Annotated in this window: 22 protein-coding genes; 17 read left to right on the top strand and 5 right to left on the bottom strand. The window is 35.4% G+C overall.

Going from position 1 to position 26351, the window contains the following annotated elements; genetic code table 11:
- Positions 1-72 precede the first annotated feature (72 nt).
- The 5 genes from NiCM35_RS06750 to NiCM35_RS06770 all read left to right on the top strand — a co-directional run bounded on the left by NiCM35_RS06750 (position 73) and on the right by NiCM35_RS06770 (position 6713).
- Positions 73-972: a carbohydrate ABC transporter permease gene (locus NiCM35_RS06750; protein WP_095330434.1), complete on the top strand. Its 900-nt coding sequence runs from the start codon at positions 73-75 to the stop codon at positions 970-972.
- Positions 973-1010: 38 nt separating this feature from the next.
- The gene (locus NiCM35_RS06755; RefSeq protein WP_235850283.1) at positions 1011-1883 is read left to right on the top strand and encodes a carbohydrate ABC transporter permease; all 873 of its coding nucleotides are present in this window, start codon (positions 1011-1013) and stop codon (positions 1881-1883) included.
- Positions 1884-1945: 62 nt separating this feature from the next.
- Positions 1946-3049, top strand: coding sequence for a beta-galactosidase BglB (gene bglB / locus NiCM35_RS06760; protein WP_163187833.1), 1104 nt, complete (start codon positions 1946-1948; stop codon positions 3047-3049).
- Positions 3050-3078: 29 nt separating this feature from the next.
- A complete protein-coding gene (locus NiCM35_RS06765; protein WP_433779005.1) occupies positions 3079-5058 on the top strand; it encodes a beta-galactosidase in 1980 nt (659 codons plus the stop codon).
- Between the two features lie 368 nt (positions 5059-5426).
- A complete protein-coding gene (locus NiCM35_RS06770; RefSeq protein ID WP_123258172.1) occupies positions 5427-6713 on the top strand; it encodes a Gfo/Idh/MocA family oxidoreductase in 1287 nt (428 codons plus the stop codon).
- Positions 6714-6767: 54 nt separating this feature from the next.
- Here NiCM35_RS06770 and NiCM35_RS06775 read toward each other — a convergent pair whose 3' ends face one another.
- Positions 6768-7748, bottom strand: a complete 981-nt coding sequence (locus NiCM35_RS06775) for a LacI family DNA-binding transcriptional regulator (RefSeq protein WP_095330439.1) — start codon at positions 7746-7748, stop codon at positions 6768-6770.
- Between the two features lie 218 nt (positions 7749-7966).
- On the opposite strand from NiCM35_RS06775, the gene NiCM35_RS06780 reads away from it, so the two are divergent.
- Both NiCM35_RS06780 and abc-f read left to right on the top strand, forming a co-directional pair.
- Complete coding sequence (locus tag NiCM35_RS06780; RefSeq protein ID WP_164463690.1) at positions 7967-8104, top strand: RAxF-45 family protein; 138 nt, start codon at positions 7967-7969, stop codon at positions 8102-8104.
- 288 nt (positions 8105-8392) lie between these two features.
- On the top strand, positions 8393-10279 hold the full coding sequence (abc-f, locus tag NiCM35_RS06785; protein ID WP_163187827.1) for a ribosomal protection-like ABC-F family protein: 1887 nt from the start codon (positions 8393-8395) through the stop codon (positions 10277-10279).
- A gap of 51 nt (positions 10280-10330) precedes the next feature.
- Here the strand turns inward: abc-f and NiCM35_RS06790 are convergent, their stop codons facing one another.
- The gene (locus NiCM35_RS06790; protein WP_095330441.1) at positions 10331-11032 is read right to left on the bottom strand and encodes a YoaK family protein; all 702 of its coding nucleotides are present in this window, start codon (positions 11030-11032) and stop codon (positions 10331-10333) included.
- Between the two features lie 315 nt (positions 11033-11347).
- Here NiCM35_RS06790 and NiCM35_RS06795 point away from each other — a divergent pair, with 315 nt between their 5' ends.
- From NiCM35_RS06795 to NiCM35_RS06805, 3 genes are all read left to right on the top strand, one after another.
- Positions 11348-12976, top strand: a complete 1629-nt coding sequence (locus NiCM35_RS06795; RefSeq protein ID WP_171509906.1) for a Na/Pi cotransporter family protein — start codon at positions 11348-11350, stop codon at positions 12974-12976.
- Positions 12977-13265: 289 nt separating this feature from the next.
- A complete protein-coding gene (locus NiCM35_RS06800) occupies positions 13266-13847 on the top strand; it encodes a class D sortase (protein ID WP_095330442.1) in 582 nt (193 codons plus the stop codon).
- A gap of 240 nt (positions 13848-14087) precedes the next feature.
- Positions 14088-14990 (top strand): UCP032817 domain-containing protein, encoded by a 903-nt coding sequence (locus tag NiCM35_RS06805; protein ID WP_095330443.1) that lies wholly within the window; start codon positions 14088-14090, stop codon positions 14988-14990.
- 68 nt (positions 14991-15058) lie between these two features.
- On the opposite strand, the gene hxlB is transcribed toward NiCM35_RS06805, so the two are convergent.
- Entirely contained in the window at positions 15059-15616 is a 558-nt protein-coding gene (gene hxlB, locus NiCM35_RS06810; RefSeq protein ID WP_163187823.1) for a 6-phospho-3-hexuloisomerase, read from the bottom strand.
- A 4-nt stretch (positions 15617-15620) separates the two neighbouring features.
- Positions 15621-16253 (bottom strand): 3-hexulose-6-phosphate synthase, encoded by a 633-nt coding sequence (hxlA, locus tag NiCM35_RS06815; RefSeq protein WP_123258169.1) that lies wholly within the window; start codon positions 16251-16253, stop codon positions 15621-15623.
- A gap of 176 nt (positions 16254-16429) precedes the next feature.
- Here hxlA and hxlR point away from each other — a divergent pair, with 176 nt between their 5' ends.
- The 4 genes from hxlR to NiCM35_RS06835 all read left to right on the top strand — a co-directional run bounded on the left by hxlR (position 16430) and on the right by NiCM35_RS06835 (position 20844).
- A complete protein-coding gene (hxlR, locus tag NiCM35_RS06820; protein ID WP_095330446.1) occupies positions 16430-16804 on the top strand; it encodes a transcriptional activator HxlR in 375 nt (124 codons plus the stop codon).
- Positions 16805-17089: 285 nt separating this feature from the next.
- Entirely contained in the window at positions 17090-18115 is a 1026-nt protein-coding gene (locus NiCM35_RS06825) for a LacI family DNA-binding transcriptional regulator (protein WP_163187821.1), read from the top strand.
- A 57-nt stretch (positions 18116-18172) separates the two neighbouring features.
- Positions 18173-19837, top strand: coding sequence for a glycoside hydrolase family 13 protein (locus NiCM35_RS06830; protein ID WP_433779009.1), 1665 nt, complete (start codon positions 18173-18175; stop codon positions 19835-19837).
- A 101-nt stretch (positions 19838-19938) separates the two neighbouring features.
- Entirely contained in the window at positions 19939-20844 is a 906-nt protein-coding gene (locus tag NiCM35_RS06835) for a hypothetical protein (protein WP_433779011.1), read from the top strand.
- A gap of 29 nt (positions 20845-20873) precedes the next feature.
- Here NiCM35_RS06835 and NiCM35_RS06840 read toward each other — a convergent pair whose 3' ends face one another.
- On the bottom strand, positions 20874-21272 hold the full coding sequence (locus NiCM35_RS06840; RefSeq protein ID WP_171509903.1) for a hotdog fold thioesterase: 399 nt from the start codon (positions 21270-21272) through the stop codon (positions 20874-20876).
- A gap of 176 nt (positions 21273-21448) precedes the next feature.
- On the opposite strand from NiCM35_RS06840, the gene NiCM35_RS06845 reads away from it, so the two are divergent.
- The 3 genes from NiCM35_RS06845 (at position 21449) to NiCM35_RS06855 (ending at position 26344) form a co-directional block, all read left to right on the top strand.
- Positions 21449-21898: a MarR family winged helix-turn-helix transcriptional regulator gene (locus NiCM35_RS06845; RefSeq protein ID WP_123258165.1), complete on the top strand. Its 450-nt coding sequence runs from the start codon at positions 21449-21451 to the stop codon at positions 21896-21898.
- A 26-nt stretch (positions 21899-21924) separates the two neighbouring features.
- On the top strand, positions 21925-25050 hold the full coding sequence (locus NiCM35_RS06850) for an MMPL family transporter (RefSeq protein ID WP_433779013.1): 3126 nt from the start codon (positions 21925-21927) through the stop codon (positions 25048-25050).
- Positions 25051-25306: 256 nt separating this feature from the next.
- Positions 25307-26344 carry an AI-2E family transporter gene (locus tag NiCM35_RS06855; RefSeq protein ID WP_095330456.1) on the top strand — a complete coding sequence of 346 codons (1038 nt, stop codon included), beginning with the start codon at positions 25307-25309 and terminating at the stop codon, positions 26342-26344.
- Positions 26345-26351: the final 7 nt, after the last annotated feature.

Here is a 26351-nt window from a genome sequence, read left to right on the forward strand (position 1 = left end):
AACATATGCACGAAAAGTTCTATTTTGAATGATTCGTGCTTTATTTCTGATTAGAAAGGAGTTGGATTCGAAATGAAATCACGTGCATTAAAAGATAATTTATCCGGATACGCTTTTATATCACCATTTATTATTGGATTTACGACATTTACCGTTGTGCCGATGCTTATTTCCTTATACTTATCCTTTACTAATTATGATTTATTTACAACCCCGACATGGATAGGGCTTGGTAATTATAAAGAAATGTTCTTTGGAGATGAAAAGTTTTGGAAATCATTAAGTGTTACTTTTTATTATGTACTTGCAGGCGTTCCTCTTCGTTTAATGTTTGCTTTATTTGTAGCGATGCTTTTAAACCAAAACATGAAAGGAATAGGGATTTACCGCGTACTTTTTTATCTTCCATCGATTATCGGAGGTAGTGTGGCAGTTGCGATTATGTGGCGTAATATTTTTGGAAACGAAGGAGTAATCAATGCGTTATTGTTCTTTATGGGGATTGATAAGAAAATTCTGTGGTATCAAGATCCTACAAGCGCGTTATGGACATTGATTCTACTTGCTGTATGGCAGTTTGGTTCTTCCATGCTTATCTTCCTGGCAGGGCTAAAAAATATTCCGCCAACATACTATGAAGCGGCAAGTGTAGATGGCGCAAATGCCATTCGCAAATTTTTCAAAATCACATTACCACTCTTAAGCCCCATTATTTTCTTTAATTTAGTCATGCAAACAATATCTGCCTTTATGACTTTTACACCAGCTTATATTATTTCAAAAGGGGAGGGTGGTCCTTTAGATGGTACTTTACTATACCCGCTTTATTTATTCCAAAAAGCATTTAACTTTTTCCAAATGGGATATGCATCTGCCATGGCCTGGGTAATGTTGATTATCGTAGGTCTCACCACACTCATTCTATTTAAAACATCATCCTTATGGGTTTATTACGAGTCAAAGGAGGATTAATAAAGGTGGAGACAATTAAACAAGCAACAAATAATGTTATCGAACCAGACATCAGGCCAACAATAGAAAAGAAAAGGAAAAAAATCAGACCGAAAAAAATACTTTTTCATCTGATTACTAGCATCATTGCTATTATCATGCTCTATCCTGTCATATGGTTAATTGTGAGCTCCTTTAAAGAAAGTTCTTCTATCTTTGTTACTGCTCATTCGCTTATTCCGGAAAAATTTATTTGGACCAACTATGCAGATGGATGGCAGGGAATTGCTGGACAGTCCTTTGGTACTTTTATTAAAAACTCCTTGATTATTGTTGGACTTTCCACCATTGGTGCGGTAGTTTCGTCTGCGCTAATCGCTTATGGATTCGCGAGAATTCAGTTTAAAGGCAAAAGCTTTTGGTTTGCATGCATGATGGTGACGATGATGCTTCCACATGAAGTATTAATGATTCCTCAATATATCATCTTTGCCAAAATAGGCTGGATAAATAGTTTTAAACCAATCGTTGTTCCACAGTTTTTTGGGCATGCCTTTTTCATCTTTTTAATTGTCCAGTTTATTCGTACCATCCCTGTAGAGTTAGATGAAGCAGCTAGAATAGATGGATGCGGCCGCTTTAGTATCTTCTTTCGCATCATATTACCTTTGATAACACCGGCGTTAGCTACCTCTGCTATTTTTTCGTTTTATTGGAAATGGGAAGATTTAATCAATCCGGTTTTATATTTAAATAAAGCAGAATTATATCCAGTTTCCCTAGCTTTAAAATTATTTTTAGATACAGAATCAGCATCAAATTGGGGAGCAATGTTTGCCATGTCTGTTGTCTCATTATTACCAGTTATTTTGATATTTTTCTTATTCCAAAAGTATATTGTGGAAGGTATCAGTACAAGTGGCTTGAAATAGCACTGGGAAAAGAAATCTTTATAACTGAACATTTTCTTTATTCTTTACATGGAGGGAAAGAGATGGTTGATACAGGACTTTTGTTAGAAAAACAAAAAGTGGTTGGTTCGATAGAAAAGTTGATGGAGAATTTAGCGAGTATTAAAGATCAAACAGGTGAGTACTTACTACATTTTGATGGAGTTGTGGTGGATGATAAAAGCTGGGAAGTATGGAATTGGCCACAGGGTGTAGGCTTATATGGAATCTATAATTATTGGAAAATCTCGAATGATCAAAAGGCAAAGCAAATAATCACAGAATGGTATTACCGAAGATTAAAAGAGGGAGTTCCACCTAAAAATGTCAATACGATGGCGCCTCTGCTTACCTTGGCATACCTCTATGAAGATACAAGGGATCAAACGTATTTACCTTATTTAGAGAAGTGGGCTGACTGGGTGCTATATGAAATGCCAAGGACAAAAGAAGATGGACTTCAGCACATGACCTATGGACCTGAAAATAAAAATCAGCTATGGGATGATACACTAATGATGACTGTTTTACCTCTTGCAAAAATTGGAAAACTGCTTCGTAACCAAATGTATATAGAAGAAGCGAAAAAGCAGTTTCTTATTCATACAAAATATCTTTGTGATCGAAAAACAGGATTATGGTTCCATGGCTGGACGTTTGAGGGGGATCACCATTTTGCAGAGGCTCTATGGGCACGAGGTAATTGCTGGATTACCATTGCTATTCCTGAAATAATCGATTTGCTTGAACTGCCAAAGGGAGATTTCTTTCGTGAATATTTATTAGAGACACTAACTAGGCAGATAGAGACATTAAAAGAATATCAACATGAAACAGGTATGTGGCATACCTTGATTACCGACCGATCCTCCTATTTAGAGGCATCCGCCACGGCTGGCTTTGCGTACGGAATATTGAAAGCAGTTCACAAAAGGTACATTGGCTCGGAATATAAAGAGATTGCTTTAAAGGCAGTACAGGCAATTATCCAAGAAATAAATGAACAAGGTGCTTTACAAAAAGTATCAATAGGAACTGGAATGGGAGAAACACTGGAATTTTATCGCCAAATTCCGATGACTACGATGCCATATGGACAGTCATTAGCTATTTTATGTCTATCCGAATTTTTATACACTTATTGTTAGCAGACAGTTATAAAGAGGAGGAAATAAATTTGCAAAAGCTATATCATGGTGCGGCTTTCTATCCTGAGCTATGGGATCAAAAAATTATAGAAGAAGACATCCAACTAATGAAAGAAGTAGGAATTAATGTGGTGCGTATAGGTGAATTTATTTGGTCCTTTATCGAGAAAGAAGAAGGAAATGTGAATGTATCTTTTTTGAAAGAAGTGATTAAGAAATTGAAAGATAATGGTATTGATACTATCCTCTGCACACCGACTGCAACACCACCAATTTGGATGTCCTATCAACATCCAGAACGTATGCATGTAGATAAAAATGGTACTATTATGAGCCATGGAGCAAGGCAGCACGTTTGTACAAATAATGGCTATTTTCGTGAAAAGGCAGCCATTATTACGGAGACACTGGCAAAGGAGTTAGGAGAGTTGCCTGGTATCATTGCCTGGCAGTTAGATAACGAATTTAAATGTCATGTTGGAGAGTGCTTTTGTGATACTTGTAAATCTGAATGGCATCGTTGGCTAAAACAAAAGTATGAAACGATTGAAAATTTAAATGTAGCATGGGGCACACAAATATGGAGCCAATACTATCAAACATTTGAACAAATTCCACAGCCTAAACAAACACCTTTCTTGCATAACGCATCTTTATCAACAATGTATAAATTATTCACACATGAGAAAATAGCAGAGTTTGCAACAGAGCAAGCAGCTATTATTCGTCAACATTCAAATGCGCCTATTACACATAATGCAACAGTCTTTTTTGATCTGGATCAAGCATTGTTGTTTGAAACTCTAGATTTTGCCTCTTTTGATACATATGCGGTCCAGGAAAATGCTAGTTCCTTTATGATGCTGTGTGATTTGTATAGAAAAATAAAGAAAGATAGACCATTTTGGCTGATGGAAACAAGTACTTCTTTTAGTGCCTCACTGGAAAGATATGCAAACCCACATTTAGATGGTTATTTGCAGGCAGAAGCAGCATATGCTTATGCTGCAGGAGCTGAAGGTTTTTGCTACTGGCTTTGGAGGCAACAGCGAAGCGGTTGTGAGATTTCTCATAGTTCTGTTATTAGTGCTTGGGGAAAACCAACAATTGGTTATAAAAATGTATTAGAAGTAGAACGAATTCGAAAAGAATTAGAACCGCTTCTGCTTCGGACGAAGCCAAAGCAAGCAGAGGTGGCGATTTGCTATTCGGACCGGGCTAAAGCCTATTTTCAAACAGAGCCATTTAATGGAGTTCAATATAAACAGATGTTAACGAGTTTTTATGAACGCTTCCTTTCTTTAGGGATTCAACGTGACTTGATTATGGAAAAAACAGACTTAGACGATTATAAACTATTGTTTACCCCATTTATTCCTTATCTTTCAACAGAGTATATAAAAAGAGCTGAAACATTTGTTGAAAAAGGAGGAATATGGATTGTCGGCCCCCTTACCGCAGGACGTACGAGTGAACATACTATCCATACGAATTGTGCACTTGGCGAGCTCGAAAAGGCAGCAGGTACGGAGGCTTTATTTACAAATCCATTAGATGGAACGAATACAATAGGGGAAGCGTTTGGAATCACGGCAGAGTTAGGCTTATGGAGCTCAATTTTTAATACTGATAAAGGAGGAAATATTGGCTTAATCAAAGAAGGACTTGGTGCTGGAAGGGCATTTATCAAAGAGACTAAAAGGGGCAAAGGGAAAATAGTCATGCTTGGCAGTTTGCCACTTGGCAAATCAGGAGAAGAAATGCTTGAGGCATTAATTCAACATTATGCAGAAACAGCAGCTATTAAAAGGGAAATAAAAGCCACTCCTGGAACGGTTCTTATCCCGAGAGTTGGAGGGAATGCCACCTACTGGTTTGCGATAAATATGGATGGAGGAACTGGTGAAATAACCGTACCAGAAAATAGTTGGGAATGGGAAAGTAAGAAAAAGTTAGAGGAGGGAACATATAAAATTCCGGCATATAGCTACAAAATAATAAAGTCCTAAATATGATGATTATAGCTCCTAATAACCAAGTAGTATTAGGAGCTAGCAATTTAACTATGTTGTATTTTTTTTTAAGGATATGACAAAAGGATACTTTTAGAAGATTGATATTTAGGGATAGTTCCTTTATAATCAAAATAACAACGTTGTTATTTTGGTTATTCTCTCTATTTTTTGATATCCTCAATTGTAGATGGTGCACATCAGATAGCTTCATTATTTATCTATAAAATGTAATCGTTTTCTTTGTGTGTGTTCCGTATATGCAAAGTTTCTGATGATTATTGATGTGGCTAAAAACAAAAAAGAGTTCATTTAGTTTATGTTAGGCAATAAGCAAAATGGTTAAACAATAAGGAGGAAAAATCATGAAGAAGAAAACATATGCATTAGTTGGTACAGGTGGACGGGCAGAATTTTTTTATGGAGCAATAGCGCGGGATTTTCGAGATACGGCCGATTTAGTAGGTTTTTGTGATTTAAATCAAACGAGAATGGCTTATGCCAACCATCTATTAGAATCAAAGTATAATTATAAAAAGGTACCAACATATACAGCAGATCAATTTGAACAAATGCTGAAAGACCAAACCCCAGATTACTGCATTGTTACAACAATGGATCGCACCCATCATACATATATTATAAAGGCGATGGAATTGGGATGTGACGTTATTACAGAAAAGCCATTGACGATTGATGAAGAAAAGGCACAGTCTATTTTAGATGCAGTGAAACGTACAAATAGAAAACTACGAGTAACTTTTAACTATCGCTATGCTCCCCATAATACCAAAATTAGAGAATTAATTGAAGATGGAGTAATTGGAGATGTGCATGCTGTACATTTTGAATGGCTACTGAATACAGAGCATGGAGCAGATTATTTTAGAAGATGGCATCGAGATAAACGGAATAGTGGCGGCTTGCTTGTTCATAAATCAACCCATCATTTTGATCTTGTTAATTTCTGGCTGCAGTCCTATCCAGATACTGTTTTAGCAATGGGGGACTTGATGTTTTATGGAAGAGAAAATGCGGAGAAACGTGGGGAAACTAAGTTTTATCAAAGAGCTTATGGCAGTAAATATGCAATATCGGATCATTTTGCCTTACACTTAGAAAAAAATGAACACTTAAAGGAAATGTATCTGAATGCCGAAAAAGAAGATGGGTATCAGCGAGATCAAAGTGTGTTTGGAGATGGCATTAGCACCGAAGACACATTAGGATTAATAGCTAAGTTTAAAAACAAAGCAATTCTTACGTACTCTTTACATGCTTATGCACCGTGGGAAGGGTTTAATGTTGCCTTTAATGGAACAAAAGGAAGAATTGAAATGAAAGTAATCGAAAAATCGTATGTTAATTCTGGTGGGAATAAAGAGGAGGAAGGGGCGCTATCCTCCATGAGTATAACTGTTCATCCAATGCTAGGAAAGCCTTATGAGGTAGAGATTAATGAGGGGGAAGGGGGGCATGGCGGTGGAGATCCTGTTTTACTTCGAGACATTTTTGGGGAACCAATCGAGGATCGGTTTCATCGTGCCGCCACCCATATTGACGGCGTGAAATCTATCTTAACAGGAATTGCCGGAAATATTTCTATAAAAACTGGCATGCCGGTAAAACTAGATTCATTGGTGAGATTTTAGATAAAGTGATAGTTTGTAAGAGGAAATTTCTAATTTCATAGAAGTCTCCTCTTTTTATCTAGGATAATTTGTGCAGGAATTTGTAATTTTTAATTCTGGTTCCATAAAAATTTTAGTTTCTACTTCTTCGTCATTAATCACTTTCATCAATATTTCAATCGTTTTTTTACTAATTTTGTCTAATGGAACTCCGACTGTCGATAAGGGCATATCAAAATGCTCTAGTGCTGGAAAGTTATCATAACTAATAATAGAAATATCATTTGGTATGGATAGTTTAGATTCAGAAATAGCTTGAAGAGCACCGCGCGCAAGATCATAACTTCCTGTAAGAATGGCAGTTGGCCGTTTAGGTAAAGTAAGTAATTGCTTAGCAGCCTCATAACCGTCATATTGATCAAAATTATTCACTCGTATTTTTTGAAAAGAAAAAGTCGGTAATTCTAACTCTAAAATCGCCTCTTCAAAACCCTTGACCTTTTCTTTTTGCAGTTCATCACTTTCTACATCTCCAATATAGCTAATATAATGATGACCAATCTTATGAAGATATTGTACCGCATGATAAGTTGCTTTTTGGCGATTTACATCAATAACAGGATAAGGCGTTTGCTTATTTGCTAGTCCATGCATAACAATAGGAACAGCTGAATGAGAAGAAACAATGGATTGACTAGTATCAAATGCTAGTATGGCATCTACTTGATAGCGGCTGAAGATTTTTAAAGCAGACTCTACTTCATTTATAGATATCAATGTTGTATAAGAAAGCTCCTCCAATTCCTTGTTAATAGTTGTAATAAGCTTTGAGAGAACGGTTTGTTCAATGGTAGGCCAAACAACACCAATAGTAAAAGATTTTTTGGAAACGAGGCTTCTTGCTGCAATATTGGGTTGGTAACCTAATTCCTTAGCAACTGCCATAATGAGATCCTTCGTAGGTTTTTTTACTAATGGACTATCGCGAAGTGCCTTTGAAACAGTGGAATAGCTTACTCCCGCGCTTTTAGCTATATCTTTAATGGTGACACTCATCTTCACCCCTCCGATTCATTCATAAATAAAAATAACAACGTTGTTTTCATATTATTATATCGACTGCTTTGCCTTTTAACAAGAAGGCATCTTCGATAGAAAGATACTTGATAAATTAGTGAATATTATTTTGATTCGAAGTTTACTGATTTTTCTTGTGAAGTATGTCTGATAAAGGTATAATAAATTTATCATACAAAGAAAAGAGGTGGGAAAGGATGTTAAGTTCAACCGTTTTAGTGCAAGGTTATATGATGGAAAGTCTCTATATTAACCGTGCGAAATTTGCGATTGTAGTTGTTAACGGGATAAGTGTGCCCTTTTTTAAACAACTAAATAGCAAATTAAAACGGTGAAAACATCTCTTACCCACATCTATATGGACGGTAAAAGGAGTGCATTTTCATGCGCTCCTTTTTGCATGGATTTTCGAAAATCAGAAGTCTTTAGAAAAGTACATGGAAATTTTTTATAGCCATAGATGTAGCAGGTTATATGGATAGAAAAGAGGATAGGTCTTTTCTATAGCAGATAAGTCATGGAGAAATTGTTTTTCCATGGCTTTTTGTGTTGCTTTAAATGGACTGGAATCGTCCGTTTAGAGGTTGGGAAAAGAGATAATCATAACAAAGGAGAGCGGTAAAATGATTATTTGCAGCGTAAATAAGATAGCGAAAATGTATGGAGGAAACACGATATTTGAAGATATTTCTATAGAGATCAAGGATAAGGAAAAAGTAGGTCTTGTTGGCAGAAACGGAAGTGGCAAGACAACCTTGTTTAGGCTTCTAGCTGGGAAGGAAACACCAGATGCTGGGCAAATACATTGGAAAAAAGGCATGAAAATTGGGTATTTAGAACAAATACCAGAATTTAAACCAGAATGGATGGCAAAAGATGTTTTAAAGCAAGCATTTTCAAATCTAGTTATCATCGAAGAGAAGATGAAACAGATGGAGCAGGAAATGGCGAAGGACAACTCTCCAAGCCAATTACAGCTTTTAATCGAGGAGTATGGAAAACTGCAAGAATTTTTTACAAATGCTGGCGGGTATGAGATGGATGCCAAGATTGAAAAGATTGTAAACGGGTTAAATATTCAGCATTTAGTAAACAAAAAATATGGAGATTTAAGTGGAGGAGAACGAACTAAAATTGGTTTAGCCATGATTCTTCTGGAAGAACCAGATTTCCTTTTATTAGATGAGCCGACAAACCATTTAGATTTAATGGCAGTGGAGTGGCTAGGAAGGTTTCTTCAAGATTATAGTGGAACCATTTTACTTATTTCACATGATCGCTACTTTTTAGATGAAGTAATTCAAAAAGTTATCGATTTAGAGGATGGAGAAGTAACGACCTATCATACTAATTTCACTAATTTTACGAAGGAAAAGGAAGAAAGGCTTTTAAGAGAATTTCAAGCATACGAGGAACAGCAAAAGAAAATCAAGAAAATGAGGGAAGCGATTAAACGCTTGCGCGAATGGGCCAATCGTGCCAACCCGCCTAATGAAGGACTTCATAAGCGTGCGCGAAACATGGAACGGGCTTTAGAGAGGATGGAAAAATTAGCCCGCCCAATTATTAATAGAAAGAAAATGAATTTTGAAATGGAATCAAGTGATCGAAGTGGGAAGGACGTAATTCAACTTCGCAATGTTTCAAAAAGTTTTGGAGGGCAAATCCTATTTAAAGATGTACAGATAAAGATTAACTACAAGGATAGGGCAGCTATTATTGGAGAGAATGGTACAGGGAAATCAACTTTATTAAAAATGATTCTTCAGCAAATCAAGGCAGATGAAGGAGAAATCAAGATTGGAAGTAATGTTAAAATCGGTTATCTTTCTCAGCATACCTTAACAGAAATGGAAGGAGAAACAGTTATCGAGGCTTTTCGAAATGCAGTATCTGTGACAGAAGGGGAGGCACGACATATTTTAGCGCAATTTCTCTTTTATGGATATTCTGTTTTTCGAAAGACTGCCAATTTAAGTGGCGGAGAAAGAATGAGGCTACGATTAGCCCAGCTGATGCATCAAGAAATTAATCTGCTTGTTTTAGATGAACCAACGAATCATTTAGATATTGATTCTCGTGAAGTATTGGAAGACGCTCTTGAGAATTTTGATGGTACTATACTGGCTGTTTCCCATGATCGCTATTTTTTAAATAAGCTTTTTCAGAAGATTTATTGGATTGAGTCACAAGAGATTCAATGCTATGAAGGAAATTATACGTATGCACGAGAAAAGTCACAGGAAAGGAAAAGGACACAAGTGCATATAGACGAAACAATAACATCGAAAAAAAAGATGCAGCCGATTAAGAAAAGCCAAAGAACCGAATCAGCCGTTAATCTAGTGGATTTGGCAAATGAACTGGAAGAATTGGAGAAGGAGATATCAGAAGTAGAGAGAAGAATAGAAACAGAGACGGAATGGGAGAGCTTAGCACAATTTTTATCGGAAAAGGAAGGGCTGGAAAGAAGATGGGAAGAACTATATAGCCTTATGAATAGCAAATAAAAAGGAGAAAGGCTGCCAATAATCAGCCTTTCTCCTTTTATTTCACATTAATTATTTTGCACAACGCTTACGAATATATCCTTTATCTTTATGATAGAGAACTAATGCAATAATTAAAATGATGGCAGATATCCAGATAGCTTTAGTGCCAAATTGAGAGGTTGTAAATGTTCCTAGTAACGCTCCGAAAATAAAAGAGCCGATTATAAGGGAAAACTCTTTAAATTGGGTTCTTGCCTCTTGACTTTGCTTGATAAAAGCAGCATAAGCCGCTTGCGTCGCAGTTCGTAAATTACCTGTAGTCATTGTAGAATTATAGGCCCATTTATCGAGTTTATTAAAAGTAGATATTTGTAAGGATGATACAAAGGAAATACTTGTTGTCACAATAATGTTTGGTACAGATGCCGGCAAGAAGCCGACGATAATTAAGACAATACATTCCAATATTAGAATCGACCGTCTATAGCTGTATAAGATCTCTCTTAAAGAAGGAATCTTCACAATTTCTGAGACTAGCACTCCTAAAACAAAAGCTATTAATGGGGGAATATAATGAAGGGATTCTCTCCATTCGCCAGTTGCTGCGTTCACTGCAAACAAAACAATATTCCCTGTTTGCGCATTGGCGAATACGCCGTCCCTGCTAATAAAAGTATACGCATCTAAAAAGCCGCCAACCATTCCCAATAAAGCGGCTAAGAATACGGAATTAGAAGATAAAGAGGGAATTGGTTTTAATTTATCAATCATGGTATTACGCTCCTTGCAAGATAATTCTTTCCTGAAATCTATAAGGAAAAACATTACTATCTTAACATAAAACATTTCAAGAGGAATTGGATAAAAACCGAATTTTTTATGGATTTATATATTAAACGCTTTCTCTGTGTTTTAAACAAAGTAAAAAATGTCAATTATTCTTTTAAAAATTAAATGTAAATTTTTCGTAAACGATATTAATTTCATGTAAATAATATTCAAGGATAGTGTAAATTCTTGTCGAGTGTTGTTATGATAACTTGGTATCTGTCTTAACAGTATAAGGATTTAGGGGGGGACAAACATTTGGAAATAAATTATCAAGAGATGATCTTCCAGTTTCTTGGAGGGTTAGGGGTATTTCTTTTTGGTATTAAATATATGGGAGATGGTTTGCAGAATGCTGCAGGTGATCGTCTTCAAGAAATTTTAGACCGGTTTACGACAAACCCGTTTATGGGAGTATTGGCTGGGATTTTTGTAACGGTCTTAATTCAGTCCAGCTCAGGAACAACAGCCATAACGGTAGGATTAGTAAGTGCTGGCTTCATGACCTTACGCCAAGCCATTGGGGTTATTATGGGGGCAAATATAGGTACGACGGTTACGGCTTTTATTATTGGAATTGATATTGGAGCATATGCCTTACCAATTATTGCAGCGGGTGCTGTTCTTTTATTCTTCTTTAAAAATACAAAAATTACTTCATTAGGACAAGTTGTATTTGGTTTTGGAGCATTGTTTTATGGATTAGAATTAATGAGTACAGGCATGAAGCCGTTACGTTCTTTAGAAGCATTTCATGAATTAACAGTAAATATGAGTAACAATCCAATTTTAGGAGTAGTAGTTGGAACAGTCTTAACATTAATTGTTCAAAGTTCTAGTGCCACTATTGGAATTTTACAAGAGTTATTTGCAACCGATGCTATATCGCTGAAAGCCTCTTTACCAGTATTATTTGGAGATAATATCGGAACAACAATTACAGCAATTCTTGCTGCCATTGGTGCTTCTGTAGCTGCAAAAAGAGCGGCGATGGTGCATGTACTCTTTAACATTATTGGGACAGTGATATTTGTAATAATTTTGGTGCCATTTACGCATTTTATTTCGTATTTACAGGGTGTTCTTGGATTAAATGAACCAATGACAATTGCCTTTGCGCATGGGATATTCAATGTATCCAATACAATTATTCAATTTCCTTTTATCTTTGCACTAGCTTGGCTTGTGACAAAGTTAATTCCTGGAGACGATGGAGCAATTATTACGAAGCCTCAGCACTTAAATACAACATTTATTGAGCATTCTCCTTCGATTGCTTTAGGACAAGCAAAGGAAGAGCTAGAGAGAATGAAGGAATTCTCGATAAAAGGTTTAGAAGAAACATTTAAATATTTGCAGACTGGAGAAAAGAAATATAAAGAAAAAGCACTGCAATACGAACAAGGGATAAATAATTTAGATAAAGAAATTACCAAATATTTAGTCGAACTTTCATCTAAAGCTCTTACACCTCATGAAAGTGAAGAATTTTCTATTTTAGTTGATTCTATTAGAGATATTGAAAGAATCGGGGATCATATGGAAAATATCGTAGAGCTTGTAGAGTATAAAATCAATAAAAAAGTAGAATTTTCAGCAGATGCAAAAGTAGAATTAGAAGAAATGTATGATTTTACAGTGGAAACGCTAAAAACTTCATATGAAAGCTTTTTTGCAAATGATAAGGAGCTTGCTAAAAAAGCTATTACGAATGAAGAAGAGATTGATAAAATGGAGAAAAGATATCGAAAAAAGCATATCAGTCGCTTGAATGAACGAAAATGTAGTGGGGATGCAGGAATTGTTTTTGTCGATATCATTAGCAATCTAGAAAGAGTAGGAGATCACGCTGCAAATATAGCAGAAGCGATAGCTGTTTCTAAATAAAGATAGTATTGGATCACATCGTTCATTTACATGTGGTCCTTTTTTTAATAGACATTAATAGATTACGAAATTCTCTATTTCAATTGATAAATTTACAATTGACTAATATAAATTTCACATGATTAAGTTATCTTTAGTATAAGTAATTACCATTTATACAATAGTAGAGAAGGAAAGCTATTGCCAGATACTGTAACAATAGCTTACAATTTAATCAAAGTAGCAATAGTATTGTTCGTAATAAGAAATAGTTGTTTTAATAAACTATAAAAGAAAGGCATAGGATGATATGAAGTGGACTAGATGGTTATCCCTCCTGCTTATATTAGGTGGAGTACTTTTTATTGGATATGGCGTTTGGAATATTATGGATACGAAAGCGCAAACTAAGAATTCTTTATCCGAAGCTAAGGCAGCCATTAACAAAGGGAATGAAAAGTGGGTGGATAAAGAAAGTAAACGTTTTGTCCCATCTATTGGAGATGCTGTTGGACTATTAAAGATCGACAAAATTGATGGGGAATTACCAATTGTAGAAGGAACAGATCCAGATGATTTGGAAAAAGGGGTTGGACATTATAAAGGCAGCTTCTATCCAGATGAAAATGGACAAATCGTCTTATCGGGCCATCGTGATACGGTCTTTAGGAGAGCAGGAGAATTAGAAATAGGCGACGAGCTTAAAATTGTTTTACCATATGGAGAATTCTCTTATCAAATCACTGCCACTAAAATAGTCGAGGCCGATGATCAATCAATTATTACACTAGATGATACACAAGAAGAACTTATCCTGACAACATGCTATCCATTTCGCTTTGTTGGCAATGCACCGCAGCGCTATATTATTTATGCTAAAAGAATAGAGTGATTATACCAATTCTTAATTCCCATAACAAGGGAATTAAGAATTTACACATATTATTTTATGCGTACACCACTTAGCCATTAGTGGTGTATTTTTTATAAGCTTCTAGTTAAATGTTTTAATATTAATAAAATATTAAAAAAATGTAAAGGCGGAACTTTACATAATAAAGTTCGTATTATTAATCTCTAATTTAATCTTTATAAATTAGATAATGCCGTTAATTGGAAGGGGAGAGATGAGATGGCATGGCTGCTTCTACTTACCGTTATTATGATTTGGATTATTCTATTTTTGCGCACAAGACTCACCTTTAAATTTGGCGCATCTCCTAAAGTATTAGAGATTCAGCCAATTAAAGGATTAAAAAAACTAAGTGATGACCTAGAACAATCTCTTACTAGAAGTTATATGGAAAATGTAGAAGAACGAGTAAGGAGAGAGAACAAGTTAAGAGAAAATGAGTATGAATGGCGCTTACTTGATTTAAAACGATATTTTGTTTTAACCTCTCTTTTAAAAGAATCTCCTATGTTTAGTGTGAAAGTTGATGAATTATGGCATCAGATGCTCATGTTTACCCGAGAATATAAGGATTTCTCCCATAAATACTTAGGCTCAACTCTCCATCACAGTCCTAATGTAAAAGGGAAATCTAATCCTGATTTACGAGGATTTTTTGATTGGGTTTATGCAGAACTTTTTCTTATAAGAAAAGAGAATATCTATTTATATAAGGGATTTTTTCGATATCCTGTTCATCCAACTATTATCGAAGACTTTAAAAACTTATCTGAAGACGAATTATTTAATCGATATTTTAAAACGGATACGAAATATCATACTACTATTTATGCGCTGATTACCGCTATGAAAAAATCGGTAAAGAAGGTTAGAGATTATCAAAAAAGTACCATCTATGACAAAATGAAAAAAAGTAAAAGGGAACAAAAATTCAATTCCATGCTTGTTCCTTATTTATCTGTATCTTATTTTCATTACGCAGAATTTTCCAGTTATATGAAAATGAGTAGTGATAGTTCCGCAAGCTGCACAAGCTGTGGAACTGGATCGGTATTCTGTTCATCAGACAGCTCTTGCTCCTCTGATAGCTCCTGTTCAAGCTGTGGTGGAGGTTCTGATTAGTAAAAGAAAAAGGATAGATTTAGCATATGAAGGATGCTTTATCTATCCTTTTCTTTTTTAGGAAAAATCTATTCTAAATTAGCATGCTTCCCATACATTTTACTGGAATCTAATTCTTTTATTTCCATGTATTTTAAAATTACACTATCCAAGACGATAAGGAGTAACTGTTCGAATAAGGAACCCATTGGCTGAATACTTTTCGCTTCATTATTTCCTCGATCTTTTGGTGAACCAGGCATTTTAATAACTTGATCAACCAGCTTCCCAATAGTAGAATCAGGAGAAATAGTTAGGGCTGTAATATTTCCACCAATACTTTTTGCTTTTTCTACGATGGTTATAATACTTTTTGTTTCACCAGAACCGGTTCCTACAATGAGAAGATCATCCTTTTCATAAGTAGCAGTAACCGTTTCTCCAACAACGTAAGCATCAATTCCCATGTGCATCATTCGCATCGCAAATGATTTAAGCATAAACCCAGAACGGCCAGCTCCATAAACGAAAACTTTTTTTGATTGAAGAATACGTTCGACAAGCTTTTCTAAGTCCTCATTTGCAATAAGTGCTCCTGCCTCCGTTAATTCTTGAATGACTTGGTCAAGATAATCGCTTGTTTTCATTTACTTATCCTTGAGCAATTAGTTCTTTAAATTTAGATGCAGCTTCACTTAAGTTCTCTTGGCTAGTAATTCCTCCGCCAACTATAACTAAATCTGGTTGAGCAGCAATCACTTCTGGCAATGTTTCTAGTTTAATGCCACCTGCAACTGCAGTTTTAGCATTTTTGACAACACTCTTAATTGCTTTTAAATCTTCAAAAGAGTTTTTACCAACTGCTTGTAAGTCATATCCAGTATGAACACAAATGTAATCAACACCAAACTCATCAAGTTGTTGTGCGCGTGTTTTAATATCTTTAACAGCGATCATATCGACAAGAATTTCTTTACCAAGCTTTTTCGCTTCAGCAACAGCACCTTTAATGGATTCGTCTTCAGCCACAGCTAAAATAGTGACAAGGTCAGCACCAGCATTAACCGCTTGGCTTACTTCATAACCAGCTGCATCCATAATTTTCAAGTCCGCTAATACAGACAAATTAGGAAAAGCTTCTTTTAATTGCTTAACAGCGTGAAGACCTTCATTTATTACTACAGGTGTACCAATCTCAACGATATCAACATATTGTTCAACCTGAGAAACAACCTCGATTGCTTGTGGTATATTAACTAAATCTAATGCTAATTGTAATTTCATTTTGATTAGCTCCTTTTCTTTTTTTCGTTTTATCTTGCACAAAGAAGACTGAAATATGTCTAATTTCTGTACAACCGTTATTATACGTTTTATAATCCATTTAAGTAAGTACGCACTTTTTTTTTATATAGTGTCTAAAAGTATACTAAGTATCATTTAAGGAAAGAGGAATGATGATGGAACGAATGGCAGGCAAAGAATTTAATTGTGAGAAAGAACTAACCTTAAGCATAATAGGCGGAAAATGGAAAATGCTAATCCTTTGGCATTTGGGTAAAGAAGGAACAAAGCGATTTGGTGAACTAAAAGCTTTAATTCCCGGAATTACACAGCGTATGCTTGTCAACCAATTGCGTGAGTTAGAAAATGACTATATAGTAAAACGAGTTGTCTATCCAGTTGTCCCTCCAAAAGTAGAATATTCCTTAACAGATGAAGGGAAATCGCTTATGCCCATTTTAGATGCTATGTATAGCTGGGGACGAAATTATATGGATACGGTACTTGAAAATCCTCCGATGATAAAGGAATTAGAATCGATAGACAAATAATGTTAGGATAATAAATTGACTGATTTTTTTCTAGAGAGTCAATAATGAATGAGAATATATGTGACAACATAGGCACAGAGAGTGATTCTCTGTGCCTATACTGTAAAAAAAGGGAATATAAATCCTGTCATCTAAATATTTTTTATTGATATAAAGCTCTTCCTATGGTATATTCTACATATGTTAGTGCAATCGTTTGCACAAAAGGTGAATGATAAAACAATTTTTTTAATATAAAATGATAGCGTTTACCATTGTAGTGCTGAAAATAACGGAGGGGAAAGTATGGCAGTAACCATTAAAGATGTTGGTAAATTAGCAAATGTTTCTCCATCCACTGTTTCAAGGGTACTGGCGAATCATCCGAAAATAAGTGATGAAACGAAGCGCAAAGTACGGGAAGCAATGGAGGAATTAGGATATCATCCGAACCTTCAAGCAAGAAGCTTAGTAGTTAAGAGTACGAAAACAATCGGAATTGTCATGCCACACTCGACAGAGAGAGTGCTAGAAAATCCATTTTTTCCAGAAGTTTTAAGAGGTATCAGCTTGGAAGCAAGAAAAAGTCAGTTTGGCATTTATTTAACAACTGGGGCATCAGAAGAGGAAATATTGCAGGAAGTAATCGAGATGGTACAGGGAAAAAGGGTAGATGGCATTATTCTATTATATAGTAAAATGAATGACAAAATTATGGATTATCTTTTACTAAATAAATTTCCATTTACTGTTATTGGGAGACCCTATCAAAATGCTGAAAGAATTACATTTGTGGATAATGATAATGTGTTTATTACGAAACAAATTACCGAGTACTTAATTCAATTAGGTCACCAGAAAATTGCCTTTATTGGAGCCAATATGGAAATGGTTTTTACGATTGATCGTTTGAAAGGTTTTAAGCAAGCATTAAAGGAAAATGGAATTGCTTATCAAAAAGAATTAATTATTTATGATAAGGAATTAGTGGATCGAACAAAAGAGAAGCTTATGGAGATTTTGAATTTGGAGAGTCGACCGACAGCGTTTGTTGTCTCAGATGATTTTATTGCGATTGAATTAATTAGCTATGCAGAGGAACTTTCCATATCTATTCCAGAAGATTTATCCATTGTCGCATTTAATAATATTTCAACTGGTAAGTATATGAAGCCTTCCTTAACAAGTGTCGATATTAATATTTTTCAGCTTGGTGTTGAAGCAACCAAATGCTTACTAGATGATATTAAATATCCTAATGCTGTAACTAAGCGAATTACCGTACCTGCGAAAATGGTGGAAAGAAACTCTTGTTGTCGAGTAGCGGAATAAAACAACCTTTAATGTGGTAATAAAACAGAAATTAGATGTAGAAAGGGAGAAATTATAGTGACTCAAAAGTGGTGGAAAGAGGCAGTAGCTTATCAGATTTATCCTAGAAGTTTCATGGATTCAAATGGAGATGGAATAGGGGATTTAAAGGGAATTATAACTAAATTAGATTATTTAAAAGAACTTGGGATTGATTGTATTTGGATTTGTCCAATGTATAAATCGCCAAATGATGATAATGGCTATGATATTAGTGATTATCAAGATATTATGGATGAGTTTGGAACAATGGATGATTTTGACTTGCTTCTATATGAAGTACATCAACGTGACATGAAGTTAATTATTGATTTAGTAATTAATCATACAAGTGATGAGCATGAATGGTTTGTAGAATCTCGGTCTTCCTTAAATAATCCGAAAAGAGACTGGTATATTTGGAGAGATGGAGTAGATGGGAAGGAGCCGAACAACTGGGAAAGTATATTTGGAGGCTCTGCTTGGAAACTGGATGAGGCAACTGGACAATATTTTATGCATATTTTTTCAACAAAACAGCCAGATTTAAATTGGGAAAATGAAGAAGTAAGAAAAGCTCTATACAATATGATTAATTGGTGGCTTGACAAAGGTATTGACGGTTTCCGAATTGACGCCATCAGTCATATTAAAAAAGAAGAAGGATTAAAAGATATGGATAATCCACTAGGCTTAGACTATGTCCCATCTTTTGATAAGCATATGAATGTAGAAGGAATTCAACCATTTTTAGAAGAGTTAAAGAATGAGACATTTGCTAAATATGATATTATGACGGTCGGAGAAGCCAATGGTGTAAAGGTGGAAGAAGCAGAGCTATGGGTGGGAGAAACAAAAGGGAAATTTAATATGGTTTTCCAATTTGAACATTTAGATTTATGGGATAACGAAAAAAATTATGGCGTCGATGTTATGGAATTGAAACAGGTTTTAAATAAATGGCAAAAGGGTTTAGAAAACAAGGGATGGAATGCTTTGTTTATTGAAAACCATGACAAAGCAAGATCTGTTTCTACATGGGGAAACGATAAGGAATATTGGAAAGAAAGTGCCAAGGCGTTAGGAATGATGTATTTCTTTATGCAAGGAACTCCATTCATTTATCAAGGGCAAGAAATAGGAATGACAAATGTTCAATTTCCTACGATAGAGGAATATGATGACGTGGCAACGAAAAACCTGTATAAATTGAAACGGGAAGAAGGATTTAGTCATAAGGAAGTAATGGAGATTATTTGGTCTACTAGCCGTGATAATTCCAGAACTCCAATGCAATGGTCAAGTGATGAATATGCTGGTTTTTCTGATCATACACCTTGGATGGGAATGAATCCAAACTATTTAGATATCAATGTGGAAAGTCAAAAGCAAGATCCAGATTCTATCTATCATTTTTATAAGAAGATGATAGAGTTGAAAAAATCAGGTCCAATTTTAACATATGGAACTTTTGATTTAGTGGATGAAGAGAATAAACAGGTTTTTGCTTATACTCGGACCCTAGATGATAAGAAGATGGTGATCATTTCTAATTTATCAGCAGAAGAGGCAGTGTTTGAAAATCGTGTCGTCGAATTGGAGCATGAAAATCTACTGTTAGCAAATTACCCAGTTGAAGAACATGAGCCAACTACTTCTATTTCATTGAAACCGTATGAAGCAAGATTGTATACTTGTAAATAAGATATAGATAAGAGAAAAGTGCACGTAAAAATCAATTTGCTGATTTTTACGTGCACTTTTTGTGTTGATTGGAAAAATAAGTGCTGAATGGGGGGAGAAAATTGAAGAAATCAGCCAAAGAGAGGGAGGAATCAGCCAAAGTGAGTGGGGAATCAGCCAAAAGGAAGAGAGAATCAGCCAAAGAGCCGAAATATCAGCCAAAAGGAGGGAGGAATCAGCCAAAGAGCCGAAATATCAGCCAAAAGGAAGAGAGAATCAGCCAAAGTGAGTGGGGAATCAGCCAAAAGGAAGAGAGAATCAGCCAAAGTGCCGAAATATCAGCCAAAAGGAGGGAGGAATCAGCCAAAGAGCCGAAATATCAGCCAAAAGGAAGAGAGAATCAGCCAAAGAGCCGAAATATCAGCCAAAAGGAGGGAGGAATCAGCCAAACTCCTGAAATATCAGCCAAAGAGAGGGAGGAATCAGCCAAAGAGCCGAAATATCAGCCAAAAGGAAGAGAGAATCAGCCAAACTCCCGAAATATCAGCCAAAGAGAGGGAGGAATCAGCCAAAGAGCCGAAATATCAGCCAAAAGGAAGAGAGAATCAGCCAAACTCCCGAAATATCAGCCAAAAGGAAGAGAGAATCAGCCAAAGAGCCGAAATATCAGCCAAAGAGAGGGAGGAATCAGCCAAAGAGCCGAAATATCAGCCAAAGAGAGGGAGGAATCAGCCAAAGAGCCGAAATATCAGCCAAAAGGAAGAGAGAATCAGCCAAAGAGCCGAAATATCAGCCAAAAGGAAGAGAGAATCAGCCAAAGAGCCGAAATATCAGCCAAAGGGAGTGGGGAATCAGCCAAACTCCCGAAATATCAGTCAAAAGGAGGGAGGAATCAGCCAAAGTGCCGAAATATCAGCCAAACTCCCGAAATATCAGCCAAAAGGAAGAGAGAATCAGCCAAACTCCCGAAATATCAGCCAAAGGGAGGGAGGAATCAGCCAACCGCCCACAAATATCAACTAAAATGAAATTTCACCTCCCAATTCCTTAAAACAACCTATTTCTCTAAAGAAATTACTGCCAGCGTACACCGTGAGATGCATATTAATTCCTTTTTATCATTCGCTAATTTAATTTCGTAAACCATACTGGATTTTCCTTGATGAATAACTGTAGCAGTTGCGGTTACAAGACCTTCTTTTACCGAGCGAATATGGTTTGCGTTTATTTCTTGGCCAAACACCGCTTGTTTTTTGGGATCAATTAGACTAGCTGCCCCAATGCTTGCAGCAGTTTCTGCTAAAGCTACGGAAGCTCCGCCGTGTAGATAGCCGAAAGGTTGTTTTGTTCGTTCATCTACTGGCATCGTCGCAATGCATACCCCATTTTTTACTTCAACAATATTGATTCCTAGACTTTCCATAAGTGTATTTTTCATTGAGATATTTGTAAACATATTCTTATTCTCCATTAATTTTTTACTTATTATAGCATAATCAATTAATGGAGGAAGTATTGCATTCTTAGTGCTATTGTTATTTCTTTTTTGGCATGAAAATTTTGTATTGACATAAAAATAAAAATAAAGTTAAAATGTTTAATAGTTAAACCCTTTAACTAAATAGATGTGGGGTGAATATTATTAATCGAGCAGAGATAAATCAGATTATTGATCGATATGTAAGTATAAATTTTTCTGTTAATCGTAAATTTGATCAGTTAATTAGACAAGAAATAGGAGATGTTCTAACAACAGAACAGCATTTTACAATGCGCCATATCAACAATGTGGAAGTATGTACATCTACAGAGCTTGCGATTGTATTTGGGGTGAAAAAAAGTGCCATTACTCCGATCATTAACCGCTTAGTTGAAAAGGGATGGGTTGAGAGAACAAGAGATGAAAAGGATAGGCGTGTGATTTATTTAACTTTAACTCCAGCAGGAAAAGTGATATTTGGCGAGATGGAGAAAAAAATTCAAAGTGTGATTGTGTCTGTTATTTCACAATTTGATCAAGCTGAAATTCAAAACTTTATAGACACGTATGCCAAGCTAGATAGATTAATTGAAGAGAAATAAAGAATAGAAGCTGGAGGGGAATAAAGTTGAATGCTATTTTAAAAGGAAAATGGTTTATCCTTGGAGCGTGGATTATCGCTATAGTCGGCTTATTTATAATAGCTCCAAATATGGGAGATTTAGTGAAGGAAAAAGGGCAGATTACCATTCCTGATGAGTATTCTTCTTCTGAAGCTGGAAAAATTCTTGATGAGATTCAGAATCAGAAAAATGCAGGAGAACAGTCAACAGTGGCATTAGTTTTTCATAATGATAAGAAGTTGACGGAAAAAGATATTGCGGAAGCGAAAAAAGCAGTGGATGCATTAGAAGCCAATAAGAAAAAGTTAGGAATTACAGATATACTTTCCTCGTTTGAAAAGGAGGAATTAAAGGACCAATTGGTTTCAGATGATGGAAAAACCATCCTCACATCATTGACTATTAGTTGGAACGATAGAGAAGCGGAAGAGGTTAGCAACGCATTATATAAAACAATTGAAAAATATGATGTGGATCACTATTATACCAGCAACTGGATGATTGATCAGGATTTAGTAAATAGTTCTCAAGAGGGATTAAAGAAGACAGAAGGAATCACGGTTGTCTTCATTCTGGCTGTATTGTTAATTGTTTTTAGATCGGTAGTTGCGCCATTTATTCCTTTAATTACAGTAGGACTTACATACTTAGCGTCCCAATCTATTGTATCTATTCTAGTAGATAAATTTAATTTCCCACTTTCTACGTATACTCAAATTTTCTTGGTTGCTGTTCTCTTTGGAATAGGGACGGATTATTGTATTCTACTATTAAGTAGGTTTAAAGAGGAAATGATACATCGGGAAAGTATTTGGGAATCGATAGTAGAAACATACAAAAATGCAGGAAGAACGGTCTTTTTTAGCGGTGTTGCAGTAATGATTGGTTTTGCCGCGATAGGATTTTCTAAATTTGTGCTTTACCAATCTGCCTCAGCCGTAGCAGTAGGGGTAGCTATTTTACTCATCGCCTTATTTACGGTTGTACCAATTTTTATGCTGTTATTAGGGAAGAAATTATTTTGGCCATCTAAAGGGTCGGCAGAGCATGGAGACAGCAAAATTTGGGAAATAGCAGGTAATTTCTCTATAAAAAGACCGCTGCTATCTTTATTGGTTGTAGCATGTATTTGTGTTCCATTCCTTGTTACTTATGATGGTGATATTTCTTTTAATTCTTTAGAAGAAATTGGGGATGATTATTCTTCGATAAAAGCATTTAATGCAATTGCGGACAGCTTTGGACCAGGAGAGTCCATGACAACAACGGTTATTTTAAAAAATGATGACGAATTAGATACAATAGAGTATTTATCTTTAGCAGATACGATTACAAATGAATTAGCTAAAGTAGATTTAGTCGATAAAGTTCGGTCTGTAACGAGACCAATGGGAGACTCCATTGAAGATCTTTATATTTCTAATCAAGCGAAATCCTTGGAAGAAGGTTTGGGCCAAGGAAAAGAAGGAATTGATCAAATAAGTAAGGGGCTTCACAGTGCCGGAGATGAACTGCAAAAGTCAGGACCACAGTTGAATGATGCAGCAGATGGGATTAATGGGCTCATTAAAGGCACAAATGATGTGAAATCTGGTTTGGGAGAAATTCAAACTAATTTAGAAAAAATTGAACAAGGCATTCGCCAAGGGTCTGCTGGTTCTGATCAAATAAAGTCAGGATTACAACAGGCAAAAACAGGGGCAGAAGCACTGTTGAATGAGCATAATAAATTACAAGCTGGATATAAAGAGGCAGAGAAGGGTCTATCCGCTATTCTAGGGGAATATCAAAAAATCAGTTCAGGTTTAGAGCAATTAGCACAAGGCCTAAATAAGGTCCCAAAAGAATCATTTGGTTCCTTAGAAGGAACTTATGCTGGAATAGCTGATAACCCAGCATATAAAGGAATTAAAGCAGGATTTTTAGGAGCACAACAACAATTACCCGTAATTAGTGCTGGTATCGATCAATTAAATTCAGAGTTAGCTAAATTACAAACAGGCATAAGTAAAGCGAATGCAGGCTATACAGAAATATTAAAAAATCAAGCAAATATTTCGACTGGACTGCAGCAATTACTAGATGGCATTGACCAACAGCAAAAGGGATTAGACCAATTAGCAGATGGTCAAGGGCAGATCGTGAACAATATGCCTAAATTAACGAATGGATTAAGTAGTATTAATGATGGGCAAAAGCAATTACTAGATGGCTTTAATAATATAGGTGGTCAGATTGGCCAATTAACGGATGGATTATCACAAAGTGCTGAAGGATTAGATCAAGTATCAGATGGCTTAGGTTCTGCTACGGATTATTTATCTGGATTATCTAAAAACGAAACAAACAGTTTCTACATTCCAGATGAAGTATTAGCGAGTGATGAATTTAAAGGGGCTTTAGATACGTACCTATCCCCAAATCGCAAAATCATGACATTTGATGTTGTATTCTCCGACAATCCATATTCAAATGAAGCAATTGATCAAATTGATAGGATAAAAGATAGGGTTGATCAAGTAACAAAGGGAACTAAGCTTGAAAATGCGGAAGTTGCTGTTTCTGGTATTACTAGTACCAACGCAGATCTTCGCACTATGTCCAATGGCGATTACACAAATACTGTTATTTGGATGATGATTGGGATTTCGATTGTTTTAATCTTTTTATTCCGGTCTATCATTATGCCAGCTTATATTATTGGATCGTTAATTTTAACATTCTATACAACACTTGGAATAAATGAGGCAATCTACGTGAATCTGCTTGGTTATTCTGGGATCAGTTGGGCAGTACCATTCTTTGGATTTGTTATTTTAGTAGCTTTAGGTGTGGATTATAGTATTTTCCTTATGGATCGATTTAATGAATATAAGAATTTAACGATAAAAGATGCGATGTTAGAAGCAATGAAGAAGATGGGAACAGTCATCATTTCTGCGGCTATCATCTTAGGGGGAACATTTGCAGCGATGATGCCATCAGGAATGTTATCTTTATTACAGATAGCGAGCATTGTATTAGTTGGATTATTCCTATATGCATTTATCATCTTGCCATTGCTTATACCTGTTCTTGTAAAGAATTTTGGAGAAGCAAACTGGTGGCCATTTAAACGAGTAAAGGATTAATAAGCAAGAGGAAGGCATTTAGGGGGATAACCTTAAAGCCTTTCTTTTCATATGGACTGTGATTTTGTTGCAATTGGAAATTGGATAAAGCAGAATGGATTAAATGGAAATTTTTCTTTAGATAATGGAATTGAAATTAATCTGTGAAAAAACAAACATTTTTTCTTGTTATTTTTCATTTTTGGATTAATAATAAAGGATAAAGAAAGGAAATTTTATTGTAGTTAGGTATTTTAAATCGTCAGGAGTCTTATGCATGGAGATGTTGCTTCATTTTTTTCAAAAAAAAGCAGTAAAAAGATTTTTAATTTTGTTTTTAATTGGTTTGATCCTTTACTTTGTACGTAGTATGGTAAATCTCATTTTATTTACTTTTATATTTTCTTACTTAATGGATCGACTTGTTCAGTTTTTTACAAGCAAATTTGCGATAAAACGAACGATTGCAGTTATTTTGCTATATTTTACTGTGTTATTTTTGCTCATATATGGGATTTCCACCTATTTACCTGTTGTCATCCAGCAAATCTCGATTTTGGTTATCCAAATCACAGACTTTTATATGCAGCCACATGACAATGCAGTCTTGAATTTTATAGTTAATACAATAAATAATCTTAGTGTAACGACCTATTTACATCAGGGCTTTACCTTTATATTTAAGTATTTTACAAATATATGGGGAAATCTGCTTCAAGTGTTTATGGCGATAGTATTAAGCCTATTCTTTTTGTTGGAAAAAGAAAGATTACGGGTGTTTGCTACTCGTTTTCATACAAGTAAAATAGCATCCATTTATTTTGAATGTAAATATTTCTGTAAGAAATTTGTGGCAACCTTTGGAAAAGTAATAGAAGCACAATTTATAATCGCTCTTATTAATTGTGTGTTAACGACCACTGCTTTGTATTTCTTAGGCTTTCCTCAATTATTTGGATTAGGTATTATGATTTTCTTACTAGGTCTAATACCAGTTGCCGGGGTTATTATTTCCTCTATCCCATTATGTATTATCGGTTACACGGTCGGAGGAATATCACATGTCATTTCAATTGTTATCTTAATTGTGGTAATTCATGCGCTTGAAGCATATATATTAAATCCTAAATTAATGTCTTCTAAGACCGATTTACCAGTTTTTTTCACATTTATTGTTTTAATATTTTCCGAACACTTCTTTGGAGTATGGGGATTAATTGTAGGCATTCCGATTTTTATATTCTTGTTAGATATATTAGAAGTGAAGAGTGAAAAACAACGAAAAGAATCTATAAAGAAAAATAGGTGGACATAAACAAAAA

This window comes from Niallia sp. M35, assembly GCF_050971705.1.
Classification (GTDB): Bacteria; Bacillota; Bacilli; order Bacillales; family Cytobacillaceae; genus Niallia; species Niallia circulans_A.

Excerpts from the sequence above, each read along its gene's own strand:
- NiCM35_RS06800 (WP_095330442.1), top strand. The coding sequence starts at position 13,266 with ATGAAGTGGACTAGATGGTTATCCCTCCTGCTTATATTAGGTGGAGTA.
- hxlA (WP_123258169.1), bottom strand. The coding sequence starts at position 16,253 with ATGAAATTACAATTAGCATTAGATTTAGTTAATATACCACAAGCAATC.
- NiCM35_RS06770 (WP_123258172.1), top strand. The coding sequence starts at position 5,427 with ATGAAGAAGAAAACATATGCATTAGTTGGTACAGGTGGACGGGCAGAA.
- NiCM35_RS06825 (WP_163187821.1), top strand. The coding sequence starts at position 17,090 with ATGGCAGTAACCATTAAAGATGTTGGTAAATTAGCAAATGTTTCTCCA.
- hxlR (WP_095330446.1), top strand. The coding sequence starts at position 16,430 with ATGGAACGAATGGCAGGCAAAGAATTTAATTGTGAGAAAGAACTAACC.
- NiCM35_RS06840 (WP_171509903.1), bottom strand. The coding sequence starts at position 21,272 with ATGTTTACAAATATCTCAATGAAAAATACACTTATGGAAAGTCTAGGA.
- NiCM35_RS06790 (WP_095330441.1), bottom strand. The coding sequence starts at position 11,032 with ATGATTGATAAATTAAAACCAATTCCCTCTTTATCTTCTAATTCCGTA.
- NiCM35_RS06775 (WP_095330439.1), bottom strand. The coding sequence starts at position 7,748 with ATGAGTGTCACCATTAAAGATATAGCTAAAAGCGCGGGAGTAAGCTAT.
- NiCM35_RS06855 (WP_095330456.1), top strand. The coding sequence starts at position 25,307 with ATGGAGATGTTGCTTCATTTTTTTCAAAAAAAAGCAGTAAAAAGATTT.
- NiCM35_RS06805 (WP_095330443.1), top strand. The coding sequence starts at position 14,088 with ATGGCATGGCTGCTTCTACTTACCGTTATTATGATTTGGATTATTCTA.
- NiCM35_RS06750 (WP_095330434.1), top strand. The coding sequence starts at position 73 with ATGAAATCACGTGCATTAAAAGATAATTTATCCGGATACGCTTTTATA.
- hxlB (WP_163187823.1), bottom strand. The coding sequence starts at position 15,616 with ATGAAAACAAGCGATTATCTTGACCAAGTCATTCAAGAATTAACGGAG.
- abc-f (WP_163187827.1), top strand. The coding sequence starts at position 8,393 with ATGATTATTTGCAGCGTAAATAAGATAGCGAAAATGTATGGAGGAAAC.
- bglB (WP_163187833.1), top strand. The coding sequence starts at position 1,946 with ATGGTTGATACAGGACTTTTGTTAGAAAAACAAAAAGTGGTTGGTTCG.
- NiCM35_RS06780 (WP_164463690.1), top strand. The coding sequence starts at position 7,967 with ATGTTAAGTTCAACCGTTTTAGTGCAAGGTTATATGATGGAAAGTCTC.